Source organism: Thalassobacillus cyri (genome assembly GCF_900107755.1).
Lineage (GTDB): Bacteria > Bacillota > Bacilli > Bacillales > Halobacillaceae > Thalassobacillus > Thalassobacillus cyri.
In genome coordinates this window covers 55,406-76,456 of sequence record NZ_FNQR01000019.1, presented here as the reverse complement: position 1 = coordinate 76,456, position 21,051 = coordinate 55,406, and the positions used below count along the sequence as shown (strand labels likewise).

The 21,051-nt window shown below is 43.0% G+C and carries 21 protein-coding genes; 17 read left to right on the top strand and 4 right to left on the bottom strand.

All coding sequences use genetic code 11. The annotated features are described in order from the left end of the window. Positions 1-337 precede the first annotated feature (337 nt). From BLV00_RS18100 to BLV00_RS18070, 7 genes are all read left to right on the top strand, one after another. Entirely contained in the window at positions 338-934 is a 597-nt protein-coding gene (locus tag BLV00_RS18100; RefSeq protein WP_093046364.1) for a redoxin domain-containing protein, read from the top strand. Positions 935-986: 52 nt separating this feature from the next. Next, on the top strand, positions 987-1,124 hold the full coding sequence (locus BLV00_RS18095) for an FbpB family small basic protein (RefSeq protein WP_093046363.1): 138 nt from the start codon (positions 987-989) through the stop codon (positions 1,122-1,124). 113 nt (positions 1,125-1,237) lie between these two features. Then, positions 1,238-1,384: an acid-soluble spore protein N gene (locus BLV00_RS18090; protein WP_062446020.1), complete on the top strand. Its 147-nt coding sequence runs from the start codon at positions 1,238-1,240 to the stop codon at positions 1,382-1,384. Between the two features lie 11 nt (positions 1,385-1,395). After that, a complete protein-coding gene (gene tlp, locus BLV00_RS18085; RefSeq protein WP_093046362.1) occupies positions 1,396-1,626 on the top strand; it encodes a small acid-soluble spore protein Tlp in 231 nt (76 codons plus the stop codon). Between the two features lie 110 nt (positions 1,627-1,736). Next, a complete protein-coding gene (locus BLV00_RS18080; RefSeq protein ID WP_245729013.1) occupies positions 1,737-4,013 on the top strand; it encodes an AAA family ATPase in 2,277 nt (758 codons plus the stop codon). Between the two features lies 1 nt (position 4,014). Further along, entirely contained in the window at positions 4,015-4,434 is a 420-nt protein-coding gene (locus BLV00_RS18075) for an acyl-CoA thioesterase (RefSeq protein WP_093046361.1), read from the top strand. 2 nt (positions 4,435-4,436) lie between these two features. Next, on the top strand, positions 4,437-4,739 hold the full coding sequence (locus tag BLV00_RS18070) for a hypothetical protein (RefSeq protein ID WP_093046360.1): 303 nt from the start codon (positions 4,437-4,439) through the stop codon (positions 4,737-4,739). 106 nt (positions 4,740-4,845) lie between these two features. Here BLV00_RS18070 and BLV00_RS18065 read toward each other — a convergent pair whose 3' ends face one another. The 3 genes from BLV00_RS18065 to folE2 all read right to left on the bottom strand — a co-directional run bounded on the left by BLV00_RS18065 (position 4,846) and on the right by folE2 (position 6,387). Beyond that, positions 4,846-5,136: a HesB/YadR/YfhF family protein gene (locus BLV00_RS18065; protein WP_093046359.1), complete on the bottom strand. Its 291-nt coding sequence runs from the start codon at positions 5,134-5,136 to the stop codon at positions 4,846-4,848. A gap of 81 nt (positions 5,137-5,217) precedes the next feature. Then, on the bottom strand, positions 5,218-5,442 hold the full coding sequence (yidD, locus tag BLV00_RS18060) for a membrane protein insertion efficiency factor YidD (RefSeq protein WP_093046358.1): 225 nt from the start codon (positions 5,440-5,442) through the stop codon (positions 5,218-5,220). A gap of 12 nt (positions 5,443-5,454) precedes the next feature. After that, complete coding sequence (folE2, locus tag BLV00_RS18055; protein ID WP_093046357.1) at positions 5,455-6,387, bottom strand: GTP cyclohydrolase FolE2; 933 nt, start codon at positions 6,385-6,387, stop codon at positions 5,455-5,457. Between the two features lie 289 nt (positions 6,388-6,676). Here folE2 and BLV00_RS18050 point away from each other — a divergent pair, with 289 nt between their 5' ends. Next, a complete protein-coding gene (locus BLV00_RS18050) occupies positions 6,677-6,871 on the top strand; it encodes a hypothetical protein (RefSeq protein ID WP_093046356.1) in 195 nt (64 codons plus the stop codon). A 210-nt stretch (positions 6,872-7,081) separates the two neighbouring features. Here the strand turns inward: BLV00_RS18050 and plsY are convergent, their stop codons facing one another. Then, complete coding sequence (gene plsY / locus BLV00_RS18045; RefSeq protein WP_093046355.1) at positions 7,082-7,663, bottom strand: glycerol-3-phosphate 1-O-acyltransferase PlsY; 582 nt, start codon at positions 7,661-7,663, stop codon at positions 7,082-7,084. Between the two features lie 723 nt (positions 7,664-8,386). Between plsY and BLV00_RS18040 the strand changes: the two genes are divergently transcribed. The 9 genes from BLV00_RS18040 to BLV00_RS18000 all read left to right on the top strand — a co-directional run bounded on the left by BLV00_RS18040 (position 8,387) and on the right by BLV00_RS18000 (position 21,050). Further along, positions 8,387-9,454, top strand: a complete 1,068-nt coding sequence (locus tag BLV00_RS18040) for an ABC transporter ATP-binding protein (RefSeq protein WP_093046354.1) — start codon at positions 8,387-8,389, stop codon at positions 9,452-9,454. After that, positions 9,451-10,971: an ABC transporter permease/substrate-binding protein gene (locus BLV00_RS18035; RefSeq protein WP_093046353.1), complete on the top strand. Its 1,521-nt coding sequence runs from the start codon at positions 9,451-9,453 to the stop codon at positions 10,969-10,971. The genes BLV00_RS18040 and BLV00_RS18035 overlap by 4 nt, the downstream gene beginning before the upstream one ends. A gap of 13 nt (positions 10,972-10,984) precedes the next feature. Further along, complete coding sequence (locus tag BLV00_RS18030; RefSeq protein WP_093046352.1) at positions 10,985-11,398, top strand: CoA-binding protein; 414 nt, start codon at positions 10,985-10,987, stop codon at positions 11,396-11,398. A 193-nt stretch (positions 11,399-11,591) separates the two neighbouring features. Next, on the top strand, positions 11,592-13,544 hold the full coding sequence (parE, locus tag BLV00_RS18025; RefSeq protein ID WP_093046351.1) for a DNA topoisomerase IV subunit B: 1,953 nt from the start codon (positions 11,592-11,594) through the stop codon (positions 13,542-13,544). 14 nt (positions 13,545-13,558) lie between these two features. Further along, positions 13,559-16,015 carry a DNA topoisomerase IV subunit A gene (gene parC / locus BLV00_RS18020; RefSeq protein ID WP_093046350.1) on the top strand — a complete coding sequence of 819 codons (2,457 nt, stop codon included), beginning with the start codon at positions 13,559-13,561 and terminating at the stop codon, positions 16,013-16,015. A 141-nt stretch (positions 16,016-16,156) separates the two neighbouring features. Next, a complete protein-coding gene (locus tag BLV00_RS18015) occupies positions 16,157-16,795 on the top strand; it encodes a TetR/AcrR family transcriptional regulator (RefSeq protein ID WP_093046349.1) in 639 nt (212 codons plus the stop codon). Between the two features lie 76 nt (positions 16,796-16,871). Further along, positions 16,872-18,014: an acyl-CoA dehydrogenase gene (locus tag BLV00_RS18010; RefSeq protein ID WP_093046348.1), complete on the top strand. Its 1,143-nt coding sequence runs from the start codon at positions 16,872-16,874 to the stop codon at positions 18,012-18,014. Positions 18,015-18,035: 21 nt separating this feature from the next. Continuing rightward, positions 18,036-19,676, top strand: a complete 1,641-nt coding sequence (locus tag BLV00_RS18005) for an AMP-binding protein (protein ID WP_093046347.1) — start codon at positions 18,036-18,038, stop codon at positions 19,674-19,676. A gap of 18 nt (positions 19,677-19,694) precedes the next feature. Then, positions 19,695-21,050, top strand: a complete 1,356-nt coding sequence (locus BLV00_RS18000; protein ID WP_093046346.1) for an acetyl-CoA carboxylase biotin carboxylase subunit — start codon at positions 19,695-19,697, stop codon at positions 21,048-21,050. Position 21,051 lies beyond the last annotated feature (1 nt).

The following is a 21,051-nucleotide window of genomic DNA, read 5'->3' as shown; positions in this document are numbered from 1 at the left end:
ATCAAATCCAGGTTAAGTGGCATGAGTCCCGTCAAATACCGAGAACGTGCCCAGTTAACTGCTTGAATTAAAAAGTGTCCAATATTAAGGGGTCATTTCAAAGCCTGAGGAAGCTCAGCACATGCCCACGGAAAGCGATCCGTTTTCCCAGCCACTATCATTGCAACCTAAAGTCTCGAAACTGAGTCTTCAGCAATTGAAAATCAACGATGAGATTTAACGAGCCATTACTAAAGTGCAAATTATTTAAAGCGTAAACAACCTTCTTTACTTTTATAGCCAGCAATCTTATTATCAATATGGAAGCAAGGTTACATACGTAAAGGAAGTGAACACCATGATTAAGCGTTTGGGGATAAGTATCCTGGTCTTAGGCTTGGTCGGTTATGCCATCTACAGTTTTACAGATAATGGAAACGACGAAACGAACGGACCAAATGAATATAATGTGTCAGGTGATACAAGTCAGGAAGGAACAGGGATAATGCCTCCCAACACTCCGAAAGGTATACAAGAGGGTGAGCAGGCTCCAGACTTTGAATTGGAAACCGTAGAAGGGGAAACCCTCCGTTTGTCTGACTTGCAAGGAAAAAAGGTTTTTCTTAACTTTTGGGCCACCTGGTGTCCTCCTTGTAAGAAAGAAATGCCTGAAATGCAGAAGTTTTACGAAGAGTATGGAGATGAAGTAGAAATCGTTGCAGTGAACGCAACTACCACTGAAACAAGCATGGACGAGGTAAAAAAGTACCTGGAACAGGAAGGCTATACTTTCCAGGTTCCGCTTGATAAAAAAAATCAGGTCAGTTCGGAGTATCAGGCGATCACCATCCCGACCACTTATTTCATCGGCACAGATGGTGTCGTCCAGCAACCTCGGCAAGTTGGTCCAATGACATATGACTTTATGGTAAAGATGAAAGATAAATTAAAGTAATGTATATTCTTATCGGAATAGGGAATCCTTGCTAATAAAAGGAGAGATTCCCATGGCTAAAAGGCGTAAACCTAATTTCCAGGACTTAGTAAAAGAAAACCGAAAACAAATTTTATCTGACCACGAGCTGATCAATAAAATCGAAACAAAAATCGATGAACGGCACCACCAGAAGTTACGTTCTTCATAAAGCAGAAAAAAGCAAACCTTCCAGAAGGATAGGCTTTGCTTTTTTTATTTTTCAGCATAAAAGCATGGATGTTTGCAAATATTATTCGTGAGAGATAGAAGGAGGTTCTAGTGATGAGCAATCCGAAAAAACACGCTCAAGCTTTCACACCGAGTCATTTAGGTACACAGCCACGGGAATCTGAAGTGAATAATGGTAAGAAAATGGAAGTGAAAACAGATAAAGAGCCTAAAGTTATCCAGACAAAAGGGAAGAAATAGGAGGTTTTGTTATGACAGAAAAGCAACGACATCCAAATCCTGATGACCGCAGTGATAATGTAGAAAAATTACAGCATATGGTGCAGGATACCATTGAAAATATCGAGGATTCACATGATGCCTATCCTATGGCAAATGAAGAAGAAAAGCGTGCAATCGCAGAGAAAAACAAGCGACGGGAAGAATCTATTAATGCTATGCGTAGTGAAATCAAAGATGAAGCCCGTCATAATCAGCAATAATGGGAAACGTCCTTTCAATCCAGAAAGGGCGTTTTTTATTATGTGCACGGGCGTCTACATAAAACTCCAGGTATGATAAAATAAACCAATGAATCTAAAGGAGGGGCGTTATGGACGTAAATATGGTTAAATCAGAGTTACAACAATGGAATACAATAGATAAACAACCTCCAATTTCGGAAACAACAGCTTTGAAACTGATGAACGATGTTGCGGAAAATGAACAAGATTTTAAAGCGCTCCTATACGTGACCTTAGCGTATCACCGAATCAGACGTCATCCAGAAGAAGATCAGCTGGCTGATTTTTTCATTGCACAGACAAAAGCATTGAAACATAACCATCCTTTATTAACCCAATTGAACGAGGCTAAAAAAGTGATGAAGGTCCATCATCGGCTTCGCGAAACACGTTTTGAAGACTGGGTATTACATGAAACCGATCACCAAACTGCGAAAGTGAAAAAAGCGAATACTATCCATGAACAGGTTAACCGGCTATTGGAAGCCTGGGATCCTGAGTTAGTGGAAAAAGACATTGTCGACGCAGCAAGTGGCCGGTTGAAACTATACCAGGAGAGTTATCATCAACTCACTGAATTAAAAACTATTCTTGAAGAAGCGATGGAAACGATTGAGAATAGACGGATTCGCTTGCCGGTAAGTGCAATTAATGAAAAAACAAAAGTATTAAGTGATTATAATGATGAGCTTTTCAAGCGCCTTCCAGCATTTTTAACTGGATCCGAACGACAGTATGCATTAGAAGCATTGGATAATATGATCGGGCTAAAGGATGTAAAGAGCTATATCCATCGTTATTATCATTATTTAAAATATCAGCAACAAAGAAAAAACCTGGGCTTCAGCATGGTGGATGAGCCTGGTCTTCATATGATTATGACAGGCAATCCTGGTACGGGAAAAACCACCCTGGCCAGATTATTGGCAAATATCTATTACGAACTAGGTATTTTGGAAACAAAAGAAGTAGTAGAAGTTAATCGTTCTCATCTCGTAGGCGCGTATATCGGACAAAGTGAAGAGAACACCATGAATTATGTAAAGCAAGCAACCGGTGGTGTTTTATTCATCGATGAAGCATACAGCTTAAGCAGAGAAGGCCAAACAGGCAACGATTATGGCCAAGCTGTCATTGACACCCTTGTTTCTGCGATGACCAGTAAAGAATATGGTGGAAAGTTTGCGGTGATCCTGGCGGGCTATCCGGAAGAAATGAGACAGTTTTTGTGGTCGAACCCTGGCCTCAGAAGCCGGTTTCCAGAACAAAACCATATCGAGCTTCCTGATTACCAGATGAGTGAGCTGCTGGAGATAGCAGAAATCAGTGCGATTGAAAATGACTACTTTTTTACTGTTGGAGGATTAAAACAATTAGAAACCCTTATCGATAAACACCGGGTCGATGACTCCTTCGGAAATGCCCGTACCGTCAAAAACCTTGTATTGAAAATCATCTTCAATAAGAGTGCCAATCTATCAGGGGAAGATCATCACGAATGGATTGACCATATGCGTCTAACCAAAGAAGATGTGCATCTTGAAAATGAAAAAGAAACAGATAATGAATCACCGATACACCAGCTGGAGGAATTGATTGGTTTAGGGAACGTAAAAGATGAGGTGAAAAAGCTCTCTGCTTTTGTTAAGATCCAACAAGAGAGGAAAGATAAGGATCTTCCTCATGTACCTGTTCAATTGCACTCGGTATTCACAGGAAATCCAGGAACGGGGAAGACGACAGTTGCTGCTATATACGCTAATGTATTAAAGCAATGCGGCTTGTTGAAGCGTGGTCATATGATCGTGGTCTCGCGTAGTGACCTTGTTGCTGGCTATGTCGGCCAGACAGCTATGAAAACAAAGAAAAAGATTCGCGAAGCACTGGGTGGTGTTTTATTCATTGATGAAGCTTATTCTCTATATAATGGCGGCCGGGATGATTTTGGTAAAGAAGCAATCGAAACACTCGTCGATGAAATGACCCGCAATAATGAAAACTTAGTAGTCATCTTAGCTGGATATCAAAACGAAATGAGACAATTAGTGAACAGCAATCCAGGCCTGACAACAAGGTTTAAAAAATACTTCCACTTCCCTGACTATAACCCGGAAGAGTTGCTTGCTATGACAAAATATCAGTCATCTTTTTACCAGTATCATATAGAAAGAGAAGCGGAAGCGTTCTTATTTACGCGTTTCCAAGAAGAAGAAGTGAAAGGCAATGGCCGGTTTGTTAATAATCTGATCAACGAAGCGATTCAGTTCCAGGCGCTCCGGATTGAAGACAGTAGAGAATCTTCCATGGATCTTTTAGTTAAGAGCGACTTTGAACAAGCGTGGAACACAGTACAGGGGGAGTTTTGATATGAAGAAGACAGAAACACCGATCCGAGTAAGGTACCAGGAAACAGACCAGATGGGCGTTGTATACCATGCTAATTATCTAGTATGGTTTGAGCTTGGGCGTACAGATTTTATCGAAGCGCTGGGCTTCAAATATCATCAGATAGAAAATCAAGGCGTGGTATCACCAGTAGTAGACGCAAATGTACAATTTAAGAAGCCGGTAAGATATGGGGAAGCTGCTAATGTGGAAACGTGGCTGGAGGATTATGATGGCCTGCGTATTACGTATGGCTACAAAATTTTCAATGAGCAACAGGAACTTGCTGTTTCTGGCAGCACTAAACATGTCATAGTCAGAGAAGGAAGCTTTCGGCCGGTATCGATTCGCAGATCCTTTCCGGAATGGCATGAAGCCTACACGAATGCATTGGAGCGCTGAAAATGGCATTCGGAGTAAACCGGAATGAATTGAGGCAGTGGAAGGAACAGGTGAGTCGGGGAGAAATTGCGTTTCTCACTCATTTTTGGCTGGATGATCGTTTTCCAGGCTGCGACACGGTTACAAAAGTAGGCTGCCGTGATCTGGAAAAACTGGAACGATGGGGCGATCAATATGGACTGAAACCCCAGTGGATTCATCAAGATGAGCGATTCCCTCATTATGATTTATTTGGTGATGTCCAGGCAAGGATTCTCAAATCTGAAGGTATCCGGGCACAGATAGAACGCTTCAACATCGACTAAAAGGTTTAATTTAAATAAGACAATAAAAAAGCATTAAATTGCAGGCCAATTTAATGCTTTTTCTATTTTATTCCTCAAACAAAACTATCCTAAGCAATTAGCTTCTCTATCCTACATAGTTAAATTCCGGTTCTTCCCAGGTGGTGTTATAGTCTACTTTCAATGATTTATCATCAAAATACCATGCGTCTGACTCTTCAACAAAAAAAGTAATACCGTTAACTTCTGTTGAAGCATGCGGTTCAACAGGCTCTTCTAATTGTATAGCTAAAGAGAACCCTGGCTGCAGTCCGCCTGAACCGCCATAGCGGACTAAGAAGCGGAGAGATACCTCATTCTCAAGTTCTAATTCGTCCTGGTACCATTTTGCTGCTTGTTCTGTTACTTCAATGTTCATACTCTCAACCCCTATCCTGTGAAATTTCTCAGATTTAACTGGAGTATTGGAAAAAATAAAACAAGCTGAAGAAAGCCTGCTTTATTTTTCTTTTTTATCTGGGACAGGATCGAATCCTCCTGGATGAAACGGCTGGCACTTGGCAATCCGGACCACTGTCAAATAAAATCCTTTCAAAAAACCGAACCGTTGAAAAGCTTCCAACCCATATTGAGAACATGTGGGGTAGAAGCGGCACGTGGGAGGTTTAATAGGGCTAATGACTTTTTGATAGAAGCGGATCAGGCCGATGAAAATATAGTTCATTCTACTCCCGCCTTAATTGCCTTCATCATTTTTATCGTAAGACAGGCTTGCAATTGCATCATGAAGGTGGATCGATTCTTCATTACGACACGTAACTTTAAAACTCTCCACAAAGTCATATTCATATAAATCTGCAGCGACTAGGCGGACGACATCCTCAACAAAGCGAGGATTTTCATATGCCTGCTCCGTTACCATTTTTTCGTCGGGCCGCTTCAGTACCGGGTGTATTCTTGCACTGGCATTACTTTCTGCGGCTTCCAATAAAGCTGCTTTCCAATCGGTTTCCTGATCATTGAAGTCTTCTGTCAACTTCACAGACATGGAGACATTTCCTCGTTGATTATGGGCGCTATATTCACTGATTTCTTTCGAACAAGGGCAAAGGGTAGTGATGGTAGCTGTCAAACCTACTTCAATATCATGTCCGGTTTCTTGATGATAGCTGACTTTCATAAAAGCATCAGCATGATTCATACCTGCTAAATCAGAAGCTGGCCCTTTTCGTTCGAAGAACCACGGGAAATTGACTTCCACTTCTGCATCCTTTTGCTTTAACCGGGCAGCCAGTTCTTTAGTGAATTTTTTCAAGGTCGTCAGATCGATGGCAAAACCTTCTTGGTGGTACTCATCAAGCTGTTGCGTAAACCGGCTCATATTTGTTCCTTTGCTATCCTGAGTAATAGAAGACCCAAAAGTGAACGTGCCTATAGTGGTTTGTATTTCCGGCGTCAATTGACTGGGGATACGAATAGGGTGTTTTACATTTGAAATCCCGACCGTATCAATATTAAACAGGAAGTCCTGTTTTGAATTTTGCAAATCAACCATTTGCTCTTTCTCAATAGGTTTCGTTCTTGGTCCAGGGTCGCTGGAACCGAATAATTTATGTCGTTCCTTTTTGGAAGGTAGTAGTTTTTTATTCCTGATATTAATTTGAGACATAACTTTGACTCCTTTCAAGCCATAGCGGTGTTTCGTATAATTCAAAGTATACATGATGTGAAAATTATTATACAACTACTTGCTTAGAACTATGTAGCGATAAGGTAATTGAATTGATAAGTTTAGTTGGAATAAACCTCTTACGATAATACCATATTTTTAACGGGCTATAATATGTTTCTGTCATTTAGTCTGAAAATCTGACATCTTTGTGAATTAATTCACAAATATATATAGTTCTATACTGCTTAATATTATAATAAAGACAAACATTAAAGGAGTGGTTGATGTGACAGGGACAGCTGTATTATTAGACCATGGTAATAAATATATCGTTTTAGAAGAAGTCGAACGAAGCCAGATTGATCCTGCCTTAAGTGTAAGTGATTATCCGGCAGTTGACGTTCAAAATGAAAGCAATTATAAAGCTATCTCACTGGTCGGGTTTAAAGAAGAAGAAATAGATTGGGAATACGGTTATTAAGGAACAAAAGCACAAAGGCGCGGGCCGATGAAAACGCCACCTCCTCAAAAAGGACTTTGTCTTTTTCTGCGAAGTACTTTCAAAGAAGTAGTTCTAGTGTGGTGACCTCGGCACAAACACGTTCTATGCATTAGAACTGGATGCATATCATAATTTCCCAGGCAACAAAAAAGAAGCAGCTTAGCCTATAACAGGCAAGCTGCTTCTTTTTTACATCCAGGTTATTTTAGGTTCGGTCTTATTGAGGATGCGCTTAATGTTTGCACGATGTCTGTATATGACGAACAAGGTAAGAAGTGTAATGACAATGAATAACCCCAGATCCCCTAAGAAGAAGCTGACAGTCATGGACACGACACCTGTTATCATGGAGGATAAAGATACATATTTCGTCAAATAAAGCATCACGAAAAATGTAGCGATCATGATCCCGAATACGAGCGGGTTGACACCAAGGATGACCCCTCCCGAAGTCGCGACCGCTTTCCCGCCTCGAAATCCGGCAAATATAGGGTACATATGGCCGATAACAGCAACAATACCAATGATCAATGGATTGATATCCGGAGTGAAAATTACAGCAAGCACAGTTGCAAGCGTCCCTTTGAGGATGTCCGCAATAGTCACGAACAGCCCGGCTTTCTTACCTAGGACACGGAAGGTATTCGTACCACCGAGATTACCGCTGCCATGCTCCCGGATGTCAATACCATAGCCGAGTTTTCCTACTAGCAAACCAGAAGGAATTGAACCTAAAAGATAAGCGATGATAGCAAAAATGATGTATTCCATTTTAAAACTCCTTTGTTTGCCTGATACACTTTTATTTTAGCATGCCGGATACTACATAAGAACTATCTTTTTAAAAAATATTGCTTTCTTTTCTAACTATCTTCGATAGAATGACGAAAGGGGGTTAGACATGCAGACATCCAAAAAAATAGAGAAAGTTCATCTATATAACTGTCATTATCCTGCTTATGACCGGCGTTCTTATATTATATATTATGCCTTCAGACAAACAAATAGAATTGGAGAGGATCATCAGCTATAGTGGATTATGAAAAAATAGAACAGGCAGCTGCTATCGTTCATCAAAAAAACTATACCTTCCTTTTTCCATCATTGAAGCACAACTGGAAAAATATATCGTAGTCGATGAAGAAGCTCAGGCTATCATTATCGCCAAGCCGGAGCATGTATAGGAAGGCCGAAGTATGATCCAGATACAGAACAAAGGGCAGTAAGGCATGAAGAGGGGGGAAGTGTTTTATACGATGTGGCTGGAAGATGAGCAGTCATTGGAACGGAGAGCGGCAGTTGCAGCAGGGTAGATTTGGCAGGGGTTGCAGCCTGGAGTCAGCGGTTTGCGACAGCAAAGGCGTGGGAAATTCTTGATGACAATCTGAAAGCTCAAGATAAGAACTGAAATCTGCTTATGTATAACCGCAGATGTTTTCTTCTAAAGGTAAATGGGTATAACTATGTCAACATGTGTCAACTGGGGGTATAAGAATGATTGAGTTTAAGGAAGTAACCAAAACCTATCCCGATGGCACGACTGCATTGAAAGGTTTGACGTTCTCCGTAGGTGAAGGGGAATTGTTGACTGTGGTCGGGCCAAGTGGGTGCGGTAAAACGACCACGATGAAGATGATCAACCGATTGATCAGTCCGACAGAGGGTTCTATCTTCATACATAATAAAGATATCAAGGAGTTCAACATCCATGAACTTCGCTGGAATATCGGCTATGTGTTACAGCAGATAGCTTTATTTCCGCATATGACAATCGAAGAGAATATAGCTATTGTTCCTGAAATGAAAAAATGGAAAAAGGGAGACATCTCTTCACGAATTGATGAGCTGATGGAAATGGTCGGCCTGGACCCGGCCACCTATCGCAAACGTAAACCGGATGAACTTTCAGGTGGAGAGCAGCAGCGTGTAGGTGTCATCCGTGCCCTTGCTGCTGACCCTGACATCATTTTGATGGATGAGCCTTTCAGCGCGCTCGATCCTATCAGCAGAGAAAAGTTGCAGCAGGACATCCGGGAGCTGCAGCAAAAAATACAAAAAACGATTGTATTTGTTACCCACGATATGGACGAAGCTTTAGCTCTAGGGGATCGTGTATGTCTGATGAAAGAAGGGGAAATCGTGCAGCTCGATACACCCCAGAATATGATTCTTCATCCGAAAAATGAATTTGTTAAAGAGTTCATCGGAAACCGGAAATCTCCATGGCAGACAGCTGTAGACGTCATCGCAGACCAAACGGGCAGCCGCGTGATTTCCCAGAATGAATTAGAAAATCGAAAATTTGAGGCTAATAAAACGTATATTATACAAGATGATGCGGGCAAGTACGCCGGAGCGGTAAAGTATGGCGAGAAAGTCGAACTGCCTGTACTTACTAACGACATGCCGTTGAAAAAAGCTGCGGATATTTTTGAGGAGCATGAAGAAGAGCTTTTACCGGTAGTCAAAGGACAACAATTAATCGGGACTTTATCTTATCGTGACATCGTACTACACCTGAAAGAGAAAGTTTCTACAGAAAATGGGGTGGTGCGATCATGAACGAGTTTTTAAACGTCTTCCAACAGCGCCAGGATGTATTATGGCCAACCATATGGGAGCACTTGCAGATATCCATTATCGCTCTGGTAATCGCAACGTTAATTTCTTTGCCTTTAGGTTTGATTTTAACTCGAAATCAAAAGATAGCTGAGCCGATCATCGGTTTGACTGCTATTTTGCAAACCATACCAAGCCTTGCAGTACTGGCATTTTTGATTCCTTTTTTCGGAATCGGCCAGACACCTGCCATCATCGCTTTGACAGCTTACGGACTATTACCTATCCTACGAAACACGTATACAGGCATCAAGGAAGTCGACCCCGCTTTGAAAGAAGCTGCTACCGGGATGGGAATGAGTTCTTTTCGCCGGTTGTCCCGTGTCGAGCTTCCACTGGCTATGCCAGTCATTATGGCAGGGATTCGGACCTCGATGGTGCTTATTGTCGGTACCACTACGATTGCGGCTCTGATTGGAGCTGGTGGTTTAGGTGAAATCATCCTGCTTGGTTTAGATCGAGGGGGGGATTTAAACTTAATCTTGTTAGGTGCGATACCTGCCGCTCTATTGGCTATCGTACTGGATTTGGTTTTACGGCTATTCGAACGCACTTCAGCCAAATCGGGCTTCCGTTCTCTTGTCAGTCTATTAGTGATTGCCGCTTTAATCGCTGTCGGACCGCTCGCATTCGGCGGGAGTGCCAAACCGGATATTAAAATCGGTGCAAAACTTGGAGCAGAGCCTACAATTCTGATCAATATGTATAAATTGATGATCGAGGAAGAAACCGATCTGAACGTTGAGCTGGTCCCTAATTTAGGGAAAACAGATGTTGTATTTTCTGCATTGCAGGAAGGGAGCATTGATATCTATCCGGAATTTACGGGTACAGCGCTGGTCAGTCTGTTAGAAAAGCAGGCCGAAAGTAATGAATCGAAAGAGGTCTATCAGAGAGCAGCCAAAGGGCTTGCGGAAGAATACAACATGACCTATTTGCAACCGATGCAATTCAATAACACCTATGCACTTGCAACTACGCAGGAATTTGCAAAGCAATATAATCTTAAGGCCATCAGTGACTTAAAACCAATCGCAGATCAGGTGACCGCAGGGTTCACACTTGAATTCAAAGACCGGGAAGACGGTTATCAGGGTATCAAAAAACTCTATAACCTGGAATTTGGAAAAGTAAAAACGATGGACCCGGGATTAAGACAGGGAGCATTGGAAAAAGGAGAGGTGGAAATCATCGATGCCTATTCGACTGCAAGCTATATCGAAGGCATGAACCTGCGGGTACTTGAAGATGATAAAAAACTATTCCCTCCATATCAGGGTGCTCCGTTATTAAGACAGGAAACGATCGATAAATATCCGGAACTGAAAGAAATATTGAATCAGCTTGGTGAAAAGATTACCGGTGATCAAATGAGGGAAATGAATTATAAAGTTGAAGAAGAGGATATGGATCCAGAAGAAGTAGCCCGTGAATTTTTAGAGAAGGAAGGAATCTTGTAAAGGAGGAAACTTTATGGCATACGAACACCCGGATAATGAAACGGTCAGGCAAGCACTGAAGGAGACCAAAACGATTGCAGTGGTAGGTCTCTCCGATAAGGAATACCGCACCTCTTATCAGATTTCTAAAGAGATGCAGGATGCCGGCTATCGCATCATTCCTGTCAATCCGATGGTTGACAGCGTATTAGGTGAAAAAGCCTACGCTTCGCTGCTGGATGTTGAAGAACCATTCGAAATGATCAATGTTTTCCGGCGATCCGAACATTTGCCTGCTCTGGCAAAGGAAGCGGCCCAGACCGATGCGAAAATATTTTGGGCTCAGCAGGGAGTTATGGATGATGAAGCCTATGATTACTTGAAAGACCATGATTTTACCGTCATGATGGATATGTGTCTGAAAGTCGCCCATGCTGTACTGATGTAACAAATACAGCTTGAAACCGCTAAAGAAATCCCTGTGCATGCAGGGATTTTTTACTGTTAAAGGAAAACGTTACTTGCGTCTTTCGTTAAAAAGGCTAAAATAGAACAAGCAGATATGTATAGTCGTTTACACATTCGAACATTTGTTCTATTATAAAAACAGATAGACAAGGAAGAAGGGAGACGTCGTCATAGTGGTGAAACAATCACAGCAATACTCAGATGATTCAATACAGGTCTTAGAGGGATTAGAAGCGGTTAGGAAGCGGCCGGGGATGTACATCGGCAGCACGGATCATCGTGGTCTCCATCACTTAGTTTATGAGATCGTAGATAACGCAGTGGATGAAGCCCTTGCCGGTTTTGGGGACCGGATTACTGTCATCTTACATAAAGATGGCAGCGTCTCGGTCGAGGATGAAGGAAGAGGTATGCCGACGGGCATGCATAAACTGGGGAAGCCAACTCCGGAAGTGATCTTGACTATCCTTCACGCCGGTGGAAAGTTCGGCCAGGGAGGCTATAAAACGAGCGGTGGACTTCACGGTGTCGGGGCTTCCGTAGTAAATGCTTTATCAGAATGGCTGGAAGTGACCATCCACCGTGACGGGCAGACTTATGTCCAGCGCTTTGAAAACGGGGGTATTCCGGTCACGTCGCTGGATAAGAAAAAGAAAACAAGGAAAAGCGGAACAATCATCACTTTTAAACCCGACCCTTCTGTTTTCTCGACGACAACTTTTAACTTTGAGACGCTTTCGGAGCGGTTAAGGGAAGCTGCTTTTTTATTAAAAGGCGTAGAAATCCGGTTGATCGACCAACGTAAAGACATGGAGGAAAGTTATCAATATGACGAAGGATTAAAAGCTTTTGTCAGCTACTTGAACGAAGAAAAAGATACGCTCCATCCAGTGGTTGCTTTTGAAGGAGAGCAGAATGGAATAGAAATTGACTTTGCCTTCCAGTTCAATGACGGTTTCGCCGAAAGCATGCTGTCCTTTGTCAATAATGTCCGTACCAAAGATGGCGGCACCCATGAGTCTGGAGCAAAAACCGCCATTACACGTATTTTCAACGATCATGCCCGTAAAACGAACCTATTGAAAGAAAAGGATAAAAACTTAGAAGGCAATGATATTCGTGAAGGATTCACAGCTATTGTTTCTGCCCGTATACCGGAAGAACTGCTGCAATTCGAAGGGCAGACGAAAAGTAAGTTAGGGACTTCAGAAGCGAGATCAGCTGTTGATGCCATTGTTTCAAGCAAATTATCGTATTTTCTGGAAGAGAACCCGGATATCGCAAGTCTATTGATCAAAAAGGCGATACGTGCTAAAGAAGCACGGGAAGCAGCCCGTAAAGCACGGGAAGATGCGCGCACTGGAAAGAAAAAGAAACGGAAAGAAACGATGTTAAGCGGGAAATTGACTCCGGCTCAATCCCGTAACCCGAAGAAAAACGAACTTTACCTGGTAGAGGGCGACTCAGCGGGTGGCTCGGCAAAACAAGGCCGCGATCGTAAATTCCAGGCGATCCTCCCACTGCGAGGCAAAGTCATCAATACAGAAAAAGCAAAAATTGCCGATATATTTAAAAACGAAGAAATTTCAACGATTATCCATACGATCGGAGCAGGTGTCGGGGGAGATTTTGATTTAGAAGATTGCAACTATGATAAAATCGTCATCATGACCGATGCCGATACCGATGGCGCTCATATCCAGGTATTACTGCTGACCTTCTTTTACCGGTATATGCGGCCGCTTGTAGAAGCAGGAAAAGTGTTCATTGCGCTACCGCCGCTTTATAAGATTTCTAAAGGAAAAGGTAAAAAGGAACAAATAGAATACGCCTGGGATGAAGAAGGAATGGATGCGGCAGTCAAAAAATTTAAAAATGGCTACATCATCCAGCGGTACAAAGGTCTTGGGGAGATGAACGCAGACCAGCTCTGGGAAACGACAATGGACCCGGCTACAAGGACATTAATAAGGGTCACCATTGATGATCTTGCCCGTGCGGAAAGACGTGTTACAACGTTGATGGGAGATAAAGTCGAACCAAGAAGGAAATGGATAGAATCGCACGTCGCTTTCGGTATGGAAGATGAAGTCAACATTCTTGAAAACGATAAAATTCAGAACTAGAGGAGGATATTCTTTTGGCGGAAGTGGAGAATTACTTAGATTTACCTTTAGAGGAGGTCATCGGCGACCGTTTCGGAAGGTATAGTAAATACATTATACAGGAACGAGCGCTTCCGGATGCCCGTGATGGCTTAAAGCCCGTACAGCGAAGAATCCTGTATGCGATGCATCAAGAAAAGAACACCTATGATAAGGCATTCCGTAAATCAGCGAAGACAGTCGGTACGGTAATTGGTAACTACCACCCCCATGGTGATACCTCTGTTTATGATGCAATGGTGCGGCTTAGCCAGGATTGGAAGGTACGGAAGAACTTAGTTGAAATGCACGGAAATAACGGAAGTGTCGACGGGGATCCTCCGGCAGCGATGCGTTATACGGAAGCACGCTTATCGAGCATCTCGTCCGAACTGCTTCGGGATATTGAAAAAGAAACAGTCGATTTCATTCCGAACTTTGATGACACGATCGAGGAACCAGTAGTCTTACCTGCTAAATTTCCGAACCTGCTGGTCAATGGGTCTACGGGTATTTCAGCCGGATACGCTACCGACATCCCGCCTCACAACATCGGTGAGGTGATTGATGCTGTCATCATGAAAATCGAAAAGCAGCAAGTTACGACAAGTGAACTGATGACCAGGCTGAAAGGACCTGATTTTCCAACTGGAGGGATCATCCAGGGAGAAGACGGCATCCGGAAGGCCTATGAGACAGGTAAAGGCAAGGTCATATTACGAGGGAGAGCAATGATTGAGGATATCAAAGGGAACAGGCAGCAAATCGTAATTGATGAAATTCCTTTTGAAGTCAATAAAGCGAACCTCGTCAAACGGATGGATGAACTTCGTATCGACCGTAAAGTCGAAGGGATTGCGGAAGTCCGTGATGAAACAGATCGGACCGGGCTTCGCATTGTCATAGAGTTGAAGAAAGAGGCTAATAGTGAAGGTGTTTTGAATTATTTTTATAAAAACACCGATTTACAGATCACTTACCACTTCAATATGGTAGCCATTAAGGATAAAACACCTCAATTGCTAAGTTTACATCAAATTTTAGACTCCTATATTGCTCACCAAAAAGAAGTGGTGACAAGACAATCCAGGTATGACCTTAAGAAAGCGAAAGCACGCGCCCATATCGTGGAAGGCCTGATTAAAGCCATTTCGATACTGGATGAAGTAATCGCGACCATTCGCGCTTCAAAAGATAAACAAGATGCCAAAAAACGCTTGATTCAGTCCTATGATTTTACGGATGAACAGGCAGAAGCGATCGTCAATTTGCAACTGTACCGGCTGACGAATACGGATATTACAGCTTTAGAAAAAGAAGCTGGGGAACTGAGGGACCGGATTGCATATTTAGAAGAGATTTTAGCTGATGAAAAGAAATTATTGAAAGTAATCAAAACCGACCTGAAGAAATTGAAGAAGCAATACAACGACGATCGCCGCACCGAGATTCAGGCAGAAATTGAGGAATTGAAAATTAACCTGGAAGTCATGGTAGCCAGTGAAGATATCATCTTGTCTGTAACAAGAGACGGATACGTAAAACGGACAAGCCTTCGTTCTTATGCCGCCTCTAACGGAGAGGATTTTGCCATCAAGGATGGTGACCACCTCCTCCGGTTGATAGAAATCAATACGACTGACAAGCTGCTGTTGTTTACCAATAAGGGCAATTACCTTTATATCCCTGTCCATGAAATCCCCGATATCCGGTGGAAGGATCTTGGACAGCATATTGCCAATCTGGTTCCGATTAATAAAGATGAAAAAATAGTAGCCGCCTACCCTGTAAGGGACTTCAAAGAAGAGAGTTGCCTGTTATTCTTCACGAAAAATGGCATGGTAAAGAAGAGTGATTTATCGCTTTATGAAGCCCAGCGTTATTCAAAGCCGCTAGTAGCTATCAACCTGAAAGGTGATGATGAAGTAACGAACGTGCATGTAACCAATGGTCATTCGGATATTTTTATTGCTTCTGATAAGGGTTACGCACTTTGGTATCATGAAAGCGAAGTGAAAACTGTCGGGCAGCGTGCTGCAGGGGTGAAGGCCATTACCTTGAAAGAGGGCGAGCAAGTCATCTCCGGCCAGGTTTTCGATGATTTATCCGACCCGTCGATCGTTATTGTGACTCACCGGGGAGCATTGAAGCGGATGCGCCTCAAGGAATTTGAACAGAGCTCCCGCGCTAAACGAGGTGTAGTCATGTTAAGGGAACTGAAAAAGAACCCACACCGAATCGTAAGTATGCATTTGATGGCCTCAGGTCAGGAACTGCAAGTGAAAAGTGACAACGGGGAAGTATTGACGGTCAATCCAATGCAATACAAAGCCAATGACCGCTATAGCAATGGTTCTTACATCGTCGACACCGACCAAAGCGGGAATGTCATTGACTCCTGGGTTAAAAATGAATACGAAAAACCTTTCGATGCAGAAAGTGAAAGCTCTTAATACAGCATTACTTACCTAAGTGCAAAAAACATCCAGGCAGCTGCCTGGATGTTTTTGTATGTTCTCATTCAAAAAGTCTTTGTAATTTCTGAAAAATGTGATAAAATTGTGACAAATGTCCAGCGGGAAAGGGGATGATGTATGGCGGAGTTAAGAGAGACAATCCTTAGGACCTCGCTTGAATTATTTGAGCAAAAAGGTTTTCATGGGGTTACAGTCAACCAGATCGTAGCAGCCTCAAACACTTCAAAGGGTGGGTTTTATCATCACTTCCAATCGAAAGATGAGCTATTGTTCGTCATTCACGATACATTCATTACATATGTTTTGAAGGAAGCAAAAGCAGCCAATGAAATCCACAGATCTCCCATCAAGAAAATCCAATCAATCATTAAGGCATTTGTTAAAGTTTTTGACTTGTACAAACCACACATCTCAGTTTTTTACCAGGAAAGTAATTACCTGAAACCTGAATATGAAGAACAAATCAAACGTAAGCGTGATGCATTCAAGCAAATGGTATTCCAAGTGATCGAAGAAGGTCAGGAGACCGGCGACTTCAGAAAAGAACTGCCAATGGAAATCACAGGAATGGCAATTCTCGGTATGGTCAATTGGATTTATAAATGGTACAGCCGGGACGGCAAATATACCATCGATGAAATCGCAGATGTCTATGTCGATATTATCCTGCATGCCGTGTTGACAACCAATTCGGTACATGAAGAAAACCTGCAGTCTCAAATGCTTGAACGCCCTTTTTTTACTAATGAAAAGTAACCGCTTACATTATATTTTGAGCAATACAGACCAACCAGTCGGTCTCTAAATAATAGAATCCTTAAGGGGGAGCATTATGAATTTTGAATTGACGAAAGAACAGGAAATGACCCGTAAAATGGTAAGGGATTTCGCTGAAGACGTTATTCAGCCGAGAGCTATTGATATTGATGTCAATGCGGATTTTCCAGACGATATATTTAAGGAAATGGGCAAGCTTGGCCTCTTGGGTATTCCGTTTCCAGAAGAATACGGAGGAGCTGGAGGAGATACCGTCACCTATGCTTTAGCAGTCGAAGAAATCGGCCGGATCTGTGGCTCGACAGGTCTAAGTTACGCTGCAGCGGTATCGCTTGGGGCGAGCCCAATCTATTATTTCGGAACGGAAGAACAGAAACAGGAATTTTTGGTGCCATTAGCAAAAGGAGAAGGCCTTGCATCATTCGGACTTACGGAACCGAATGCAGGTTCTGATGCAGGAGGGACACAGACAAGAGCAGTATTAGATGGGGATGAATATGTCATCAATGGAGAAAAGAGCTGGATTACAAACGCTGGATATGCCCGCTCCATTACGGTCACAGCTGTCTCAGGAAAACGCGATGATGGTAAAAATATCATTTCTGCATTTATCGTACCTGCCGACACGCCAGGACTTACGATCAATAGCAACTATGACAAAATGGGTGTCCGAGGATCCAATACTTCAGAAATCATTTTGGAGGATGTCCGGGTGCCGAAAGAGAATATATTAGGAGACCCAAAAAAAGGGTTTGGTCAATTTTTATACACCCTTGACGGTGGGCGGATTTCAATCGCTGCTCTTGCTGTCGGAGTAGCACAGGCTTCTCTCGACCGGGCGCTTGCTTATGCAAAAGAACGAAAGCAATTCGGGCAGCCGATTTCAAACTTCCAGGCTATCCAGTTCAAGCTTGCCGATATGGCAATGGAAGTTGAACTTGCAAGGAATATTACAATGAAAGCAGCATGGCTGAAAGACCAGGGGAAACCATTCACCAAGGAATCAGCTTATGCGAAACTGTTCGCTTCTGAAACCGCTTTCCGATCTGCCAACCAGGCGATACAGATTCACGGGGGTTACGGTTATATGCGTGAATATGAAGTGGAACGGTACTTACGTGACGCTAAACTGTTGGAAATCGGGGAAGGAACCTCAGAGATCCAGCGTTTGGTCATCGCTCGTCAGCTAGGGTGTTAAATTATTGCGAGGAGGAACTATATGACTTTATTAAAACAGACTGTCGGTGAGATTTTAGAGGAAAAAGCAAAAGCACTTCCAGATCATGAAGCTTTCGTTTATCCAGAGTTGAACCTTCGTAAAACCTATAAAGAATTGGACGAAATAACGGATGAAGCGGCCAAAGGTTTTATGGCTATGGGAATTGAAAAAGGGGAGCATGTTGCCATATGGGCAGATAACAAACCGGAATGGCTGATTTCCCAGTTCGCAACAGGAAAGATGGGGGCAGTTTTGGTTACTGTCAATACGAATTACCGTGCCCAGGAGCTTGAATATCTGTTGAAACAATCCGATACCACGACATTGATTTTGGCAGAAACTTTCCGTGGTGCTTCTTACATCGATATTTTGAAAGAGGTCTGTCCGGAACTTGAGATTTCAGAAAAAGGGGACGTCCAATGTGAAAAACTGCCCAACCTGAAGCGGGTAATCGTATTGAGTGAGAAGGAATACAATGGCTACTACAAATGGCAGGATCTGATGGATATGGGCAAGGAAGTAGAAGACGAAGCATTGAAACAACGGAAAGCGATATTGTCTTACGATGAAGTCATTAACATGCAGTACACTTCAGGCACGACCGGCTTCCCGAAAGGTGTCATGCTGACTCATTACAACATTGTCAATAACGGTAAACAAGTAGCAGAAGCGATGAAAATGACAAAAGAAGATCGTCTCTGTATCCCGGTGCCATTTTTTCACTGTTTCGGCTGCGTCATGAGTACGATCGCCTGTGTGACCCAAGGCGCGACGATGGTAATCTTAGAGCAGTTCGATCCTGAAAAAGTGCTCCATGCGGTAGAAAGTGAACAATGTACCGCTCTTCATGGGGTGCCAACGATGTTCATCGCGGAGTTGAACCACCCTAAATTCGACAGTATTAATACTGCATCTCTCAGAACAGGTATCATGGCAGGTTCCTCCTGTCCGATGGAAGTGATGAAGGATGTCATCCATAAAATGGGGGCAGAAGAAATCACGATTGCTTATGGACAGACGGAATCCTCTCCGGTTATCACACAGACACGTACCGACGATACGATTGAACGCCGCGTGAGCACGGTGGGGAAAGCACATCCGAATGTAGAAGTTAAAATCGTTGATCCAAGCACCAACAAGGAAGTAGAAGCCGGTGTGCCTGGGGAGTTATGTACGCGTGGCTATCTTGTCATGGAAGGCTATTATAAGAACGAAGAGTCCACTCAAATGGCGATTGATACAGAAGGGTGGCTGCACACCGGCGATATTGGTGTCATGGACGAAGATGGTTATGTAGAGATCACTGGCCGTATCAAAGATATGATCATTCGTGGCGGGGAAAATGTCTACCCTCGTGAAATCGAAGAATTCCTTTATCAATATCCAGATGTCCTTGATGTTCAGGTGGTCGGTATACCAGACAGTAAATATGGGGAAGAGATCATGGCCTGGATCATTCCAAAAGAAGGCAAAACCATCACAGAAAAAGATATCCGTGAATTTTGTGAAGGGAAAATTTCCAAGCATAAAATCCCGCGTTATATCGAATTTACGGATGAATATCCAATGACGGCCAGTGGTAAAATCCAAAAGTTCAAACTTCGTGAAACAGCTTTGGAAAAATTACAATCGAAATCGTAAACCAAAGGAGGAGTGTTCATGTTCCAAAAAATATTGATTGCTAATCGTGGAGAAATAGCTGCTCGAATCATCCGAACATGTAAAAAAATGAATATAGCAACGGTCGCTGTCTATTCAGAAGCGGATCAGTATGCTCCTTTTGTAAAACAGGCGGATGAAAGTTACCTGATTGGAAAACCGCGTGTGAATGAATCTTATTTGAATATCGACAACATCCTTGAGGCAGCGGAAAAGTCAGGAGCTGAAGCCATTCATCCAGGATATGGGTTGTTAAGTGAGAACGCGGAATTCGCAAGAAGATGCCGGGAAGCGGGACTTACATTCATCGGCCCATCTGAAGAAGTAATGGCTAAGATGGGAGATAAAGTCGCTGCCAGGCAAGCGATGAAAGAAGCGGGAGTTCCAATCGTACCTGGTACCGACCAGTCGGTGTCGGACGTGGAAGAAGCAAAGGCATATGCCAACGAATTCGGCTATCCGATTATGCTGAAGGCGGCTGCTGGCGGTGGGGGCATCGGCATGCAGGCTGTCAATAATGATACGGAGTTAGAAAAAGCGTTCGAAGGGAATTCCAAACGTGCGGAAACCTTCTTCGGTGATGGGACGATGTTTTTAGAAAAACAAATCCTTCGCCCACGGCATATCGAGATTCAGGTACTTGCTGATGGACATGGAAATACCATCCATTTATTTGAAAGAGAATGTTCGATTCAGCGCAGGCATCAAAAAGTGGTCGAAGAAGCACCTTCCCCATTTTTGTCCGAAAAAACCAGGAATGAGATGGGCGATACCGCTATTCAGGCCGTAAAAGCGCTGCGTTATAAAAACGCAGGTACCATCGAATTTTTAGTTGATAAGGATGAGAATTTCTACTTTTTAGAAATGAACACAAGACTACAAGTTGAACATCCCGTCACAGAAGAAATCACAGGTATCGATTTGGTGGAACAGCAGCTGCGCGTAGCCAATGGCGAAACGCTTTCTTTCGAACAAGGTGATATCCAAAGGGAAGGACATGCGATCGAAGTTCGAATTTATGCAGAGGACCCTGTCCGTTTCTTCCCTTCTCCCGGTCAACTGACCAAATTCAAGGTCCCTGAAGGGGATGGGATCCGTCACGAATTGGCGGTAGCGGAAGACTCGAAGGTTACCCCATTCTATGATCCTATGATCGCTAAGCTGATTGCCTACGGGAATGACCGCAATGAAGCGATCGACCGCCTCAAAGGAGCGCTGGAAAACTATCAGGTAGAAGGAATAAAAACGAACATCCCAATGCTGAAGGATGTAATCGCTCATGAAAAGTTTAAAGAAGGGGCGACAGAAACATCATTTGTAGAAGAATATTATTTACCACTTGTAACAGAAAAATAGG

Coding starts and splice junctions, on each gene's coding strand:
- BLV00_RS18100 (WP_093046364.1), top strand. CDS start 338: ATGATTAAGCGTTTGGGGATAAGTATCCTGGTCTTAGGCTTGGTCGGT.
- BLV00_RS18095 (WP_093046363.1), top strand. CDS start 987: ATGGCTAAAAGGCGTAAACCTAATTTCCAGGACTTAGTAAAAGAAAAC.
- BLV00_RS18090 (WP_062446020.1), top strand. CDS start 1,238: ATGAGCAATCCGAAAAAACACGCTCAAGCTTTCACACCGAGTCATTTA.
- tlp (WP_093046362.1), top strand. CDS start 1,396: ATGACAGAAAAGCAACGACATCCAAATCCTGATGACCGCAGTGATAAT.
- BLV00_RS18080 (WP_245729013.1), top strand. CDS start 1,737: ATGGACGTAAATATGGTTAAATCAGAGTTACAACAATGGAATACAATA.
- BLV00_RS18075 (WP_093046361.1), top strand. CDS start 4,015: ATGAAGAAGACAGAAACACCGATCCGAGTAAGGTACCAGGAAACAGAC.
- BLV00_RS18070 (WP_093046360.1), top strand. CDS start 4,437: ATGGCATTCGGAGTAAACCGGAATGAATTGAGGCAGTGGAAGGAACAG.
- BLV00_RS18065 (WP_093046359.1), bottom strand. CDS start 5,136: ATGAACATTGAAGTAACAGAACAAGCAGCAAAATGGTACCAGGACGAA.
- yidD (WP_093046358.1), bottom strand. CDS start 5,442: ATGAACTATATTTTCATCGGCCTGATCCGCTTCTATCAAAAAGTCATT.
- folE2 (WP_093046357.1), bottom strand. CDS start 6,387: ATGTCTCAAATTAATATCAGGAATAAAAAACTACTACCTTCCAAAAAG.
- plsY (WP_093046355.1), bottom strand. CDS start 7,663: ATGGAATACATCATTTTTGCTATCATCGCTTATCTTTTAGGTTCAATT.
- BLV00_RS18040 (WP_093046354.1), top strand. CDS start 8,387: ATGATTGAGTTTAAGGAAGTAACCAAAACCTATCCCGATGGCACGACT.
- BLV00_RS18035 (WP_093046353.1), top strand. CDS start 9,451: ATGAACGAGTTTTTAAACGTCTTCCAACAGCGCCAGGATGTATTATGG.
- BLV00_RS18030 (WP_093046352.1), top strand. CDS start 10,985: ATGGCATACGAACACCCGGATAATGAAACGGTCAGGCAAGCACTGAAG.
- BLV00_RS18015 (WP_093046349.1), top strand. CDS start 16,157: ATGGCGGAGTTAAGAGAGACAATCCTTAGGACCTCGCTTGAATTATTT.
- BLV00_RS18010 (WP_093046348.1), top strand. CDS start 16,872: ATGAATTTTGAATTGACGAAAGAACAGGAAATGACCCGTAAAATGGTA.
- BLV00_RS18005 (WP_093046347.1), top strand. CDS start 18,036: ATGACTTTATTAAAACAGACTGTCGGTGAGATTTTAGAGGAAAAAGCA.
- BLV00_RS18000 (WP_093046346.1), top strand. CDS start 19,695: ATGTTCCAAAAAATATTGATTGCTAATCGTGGAGAAATAGCTGCTCGA.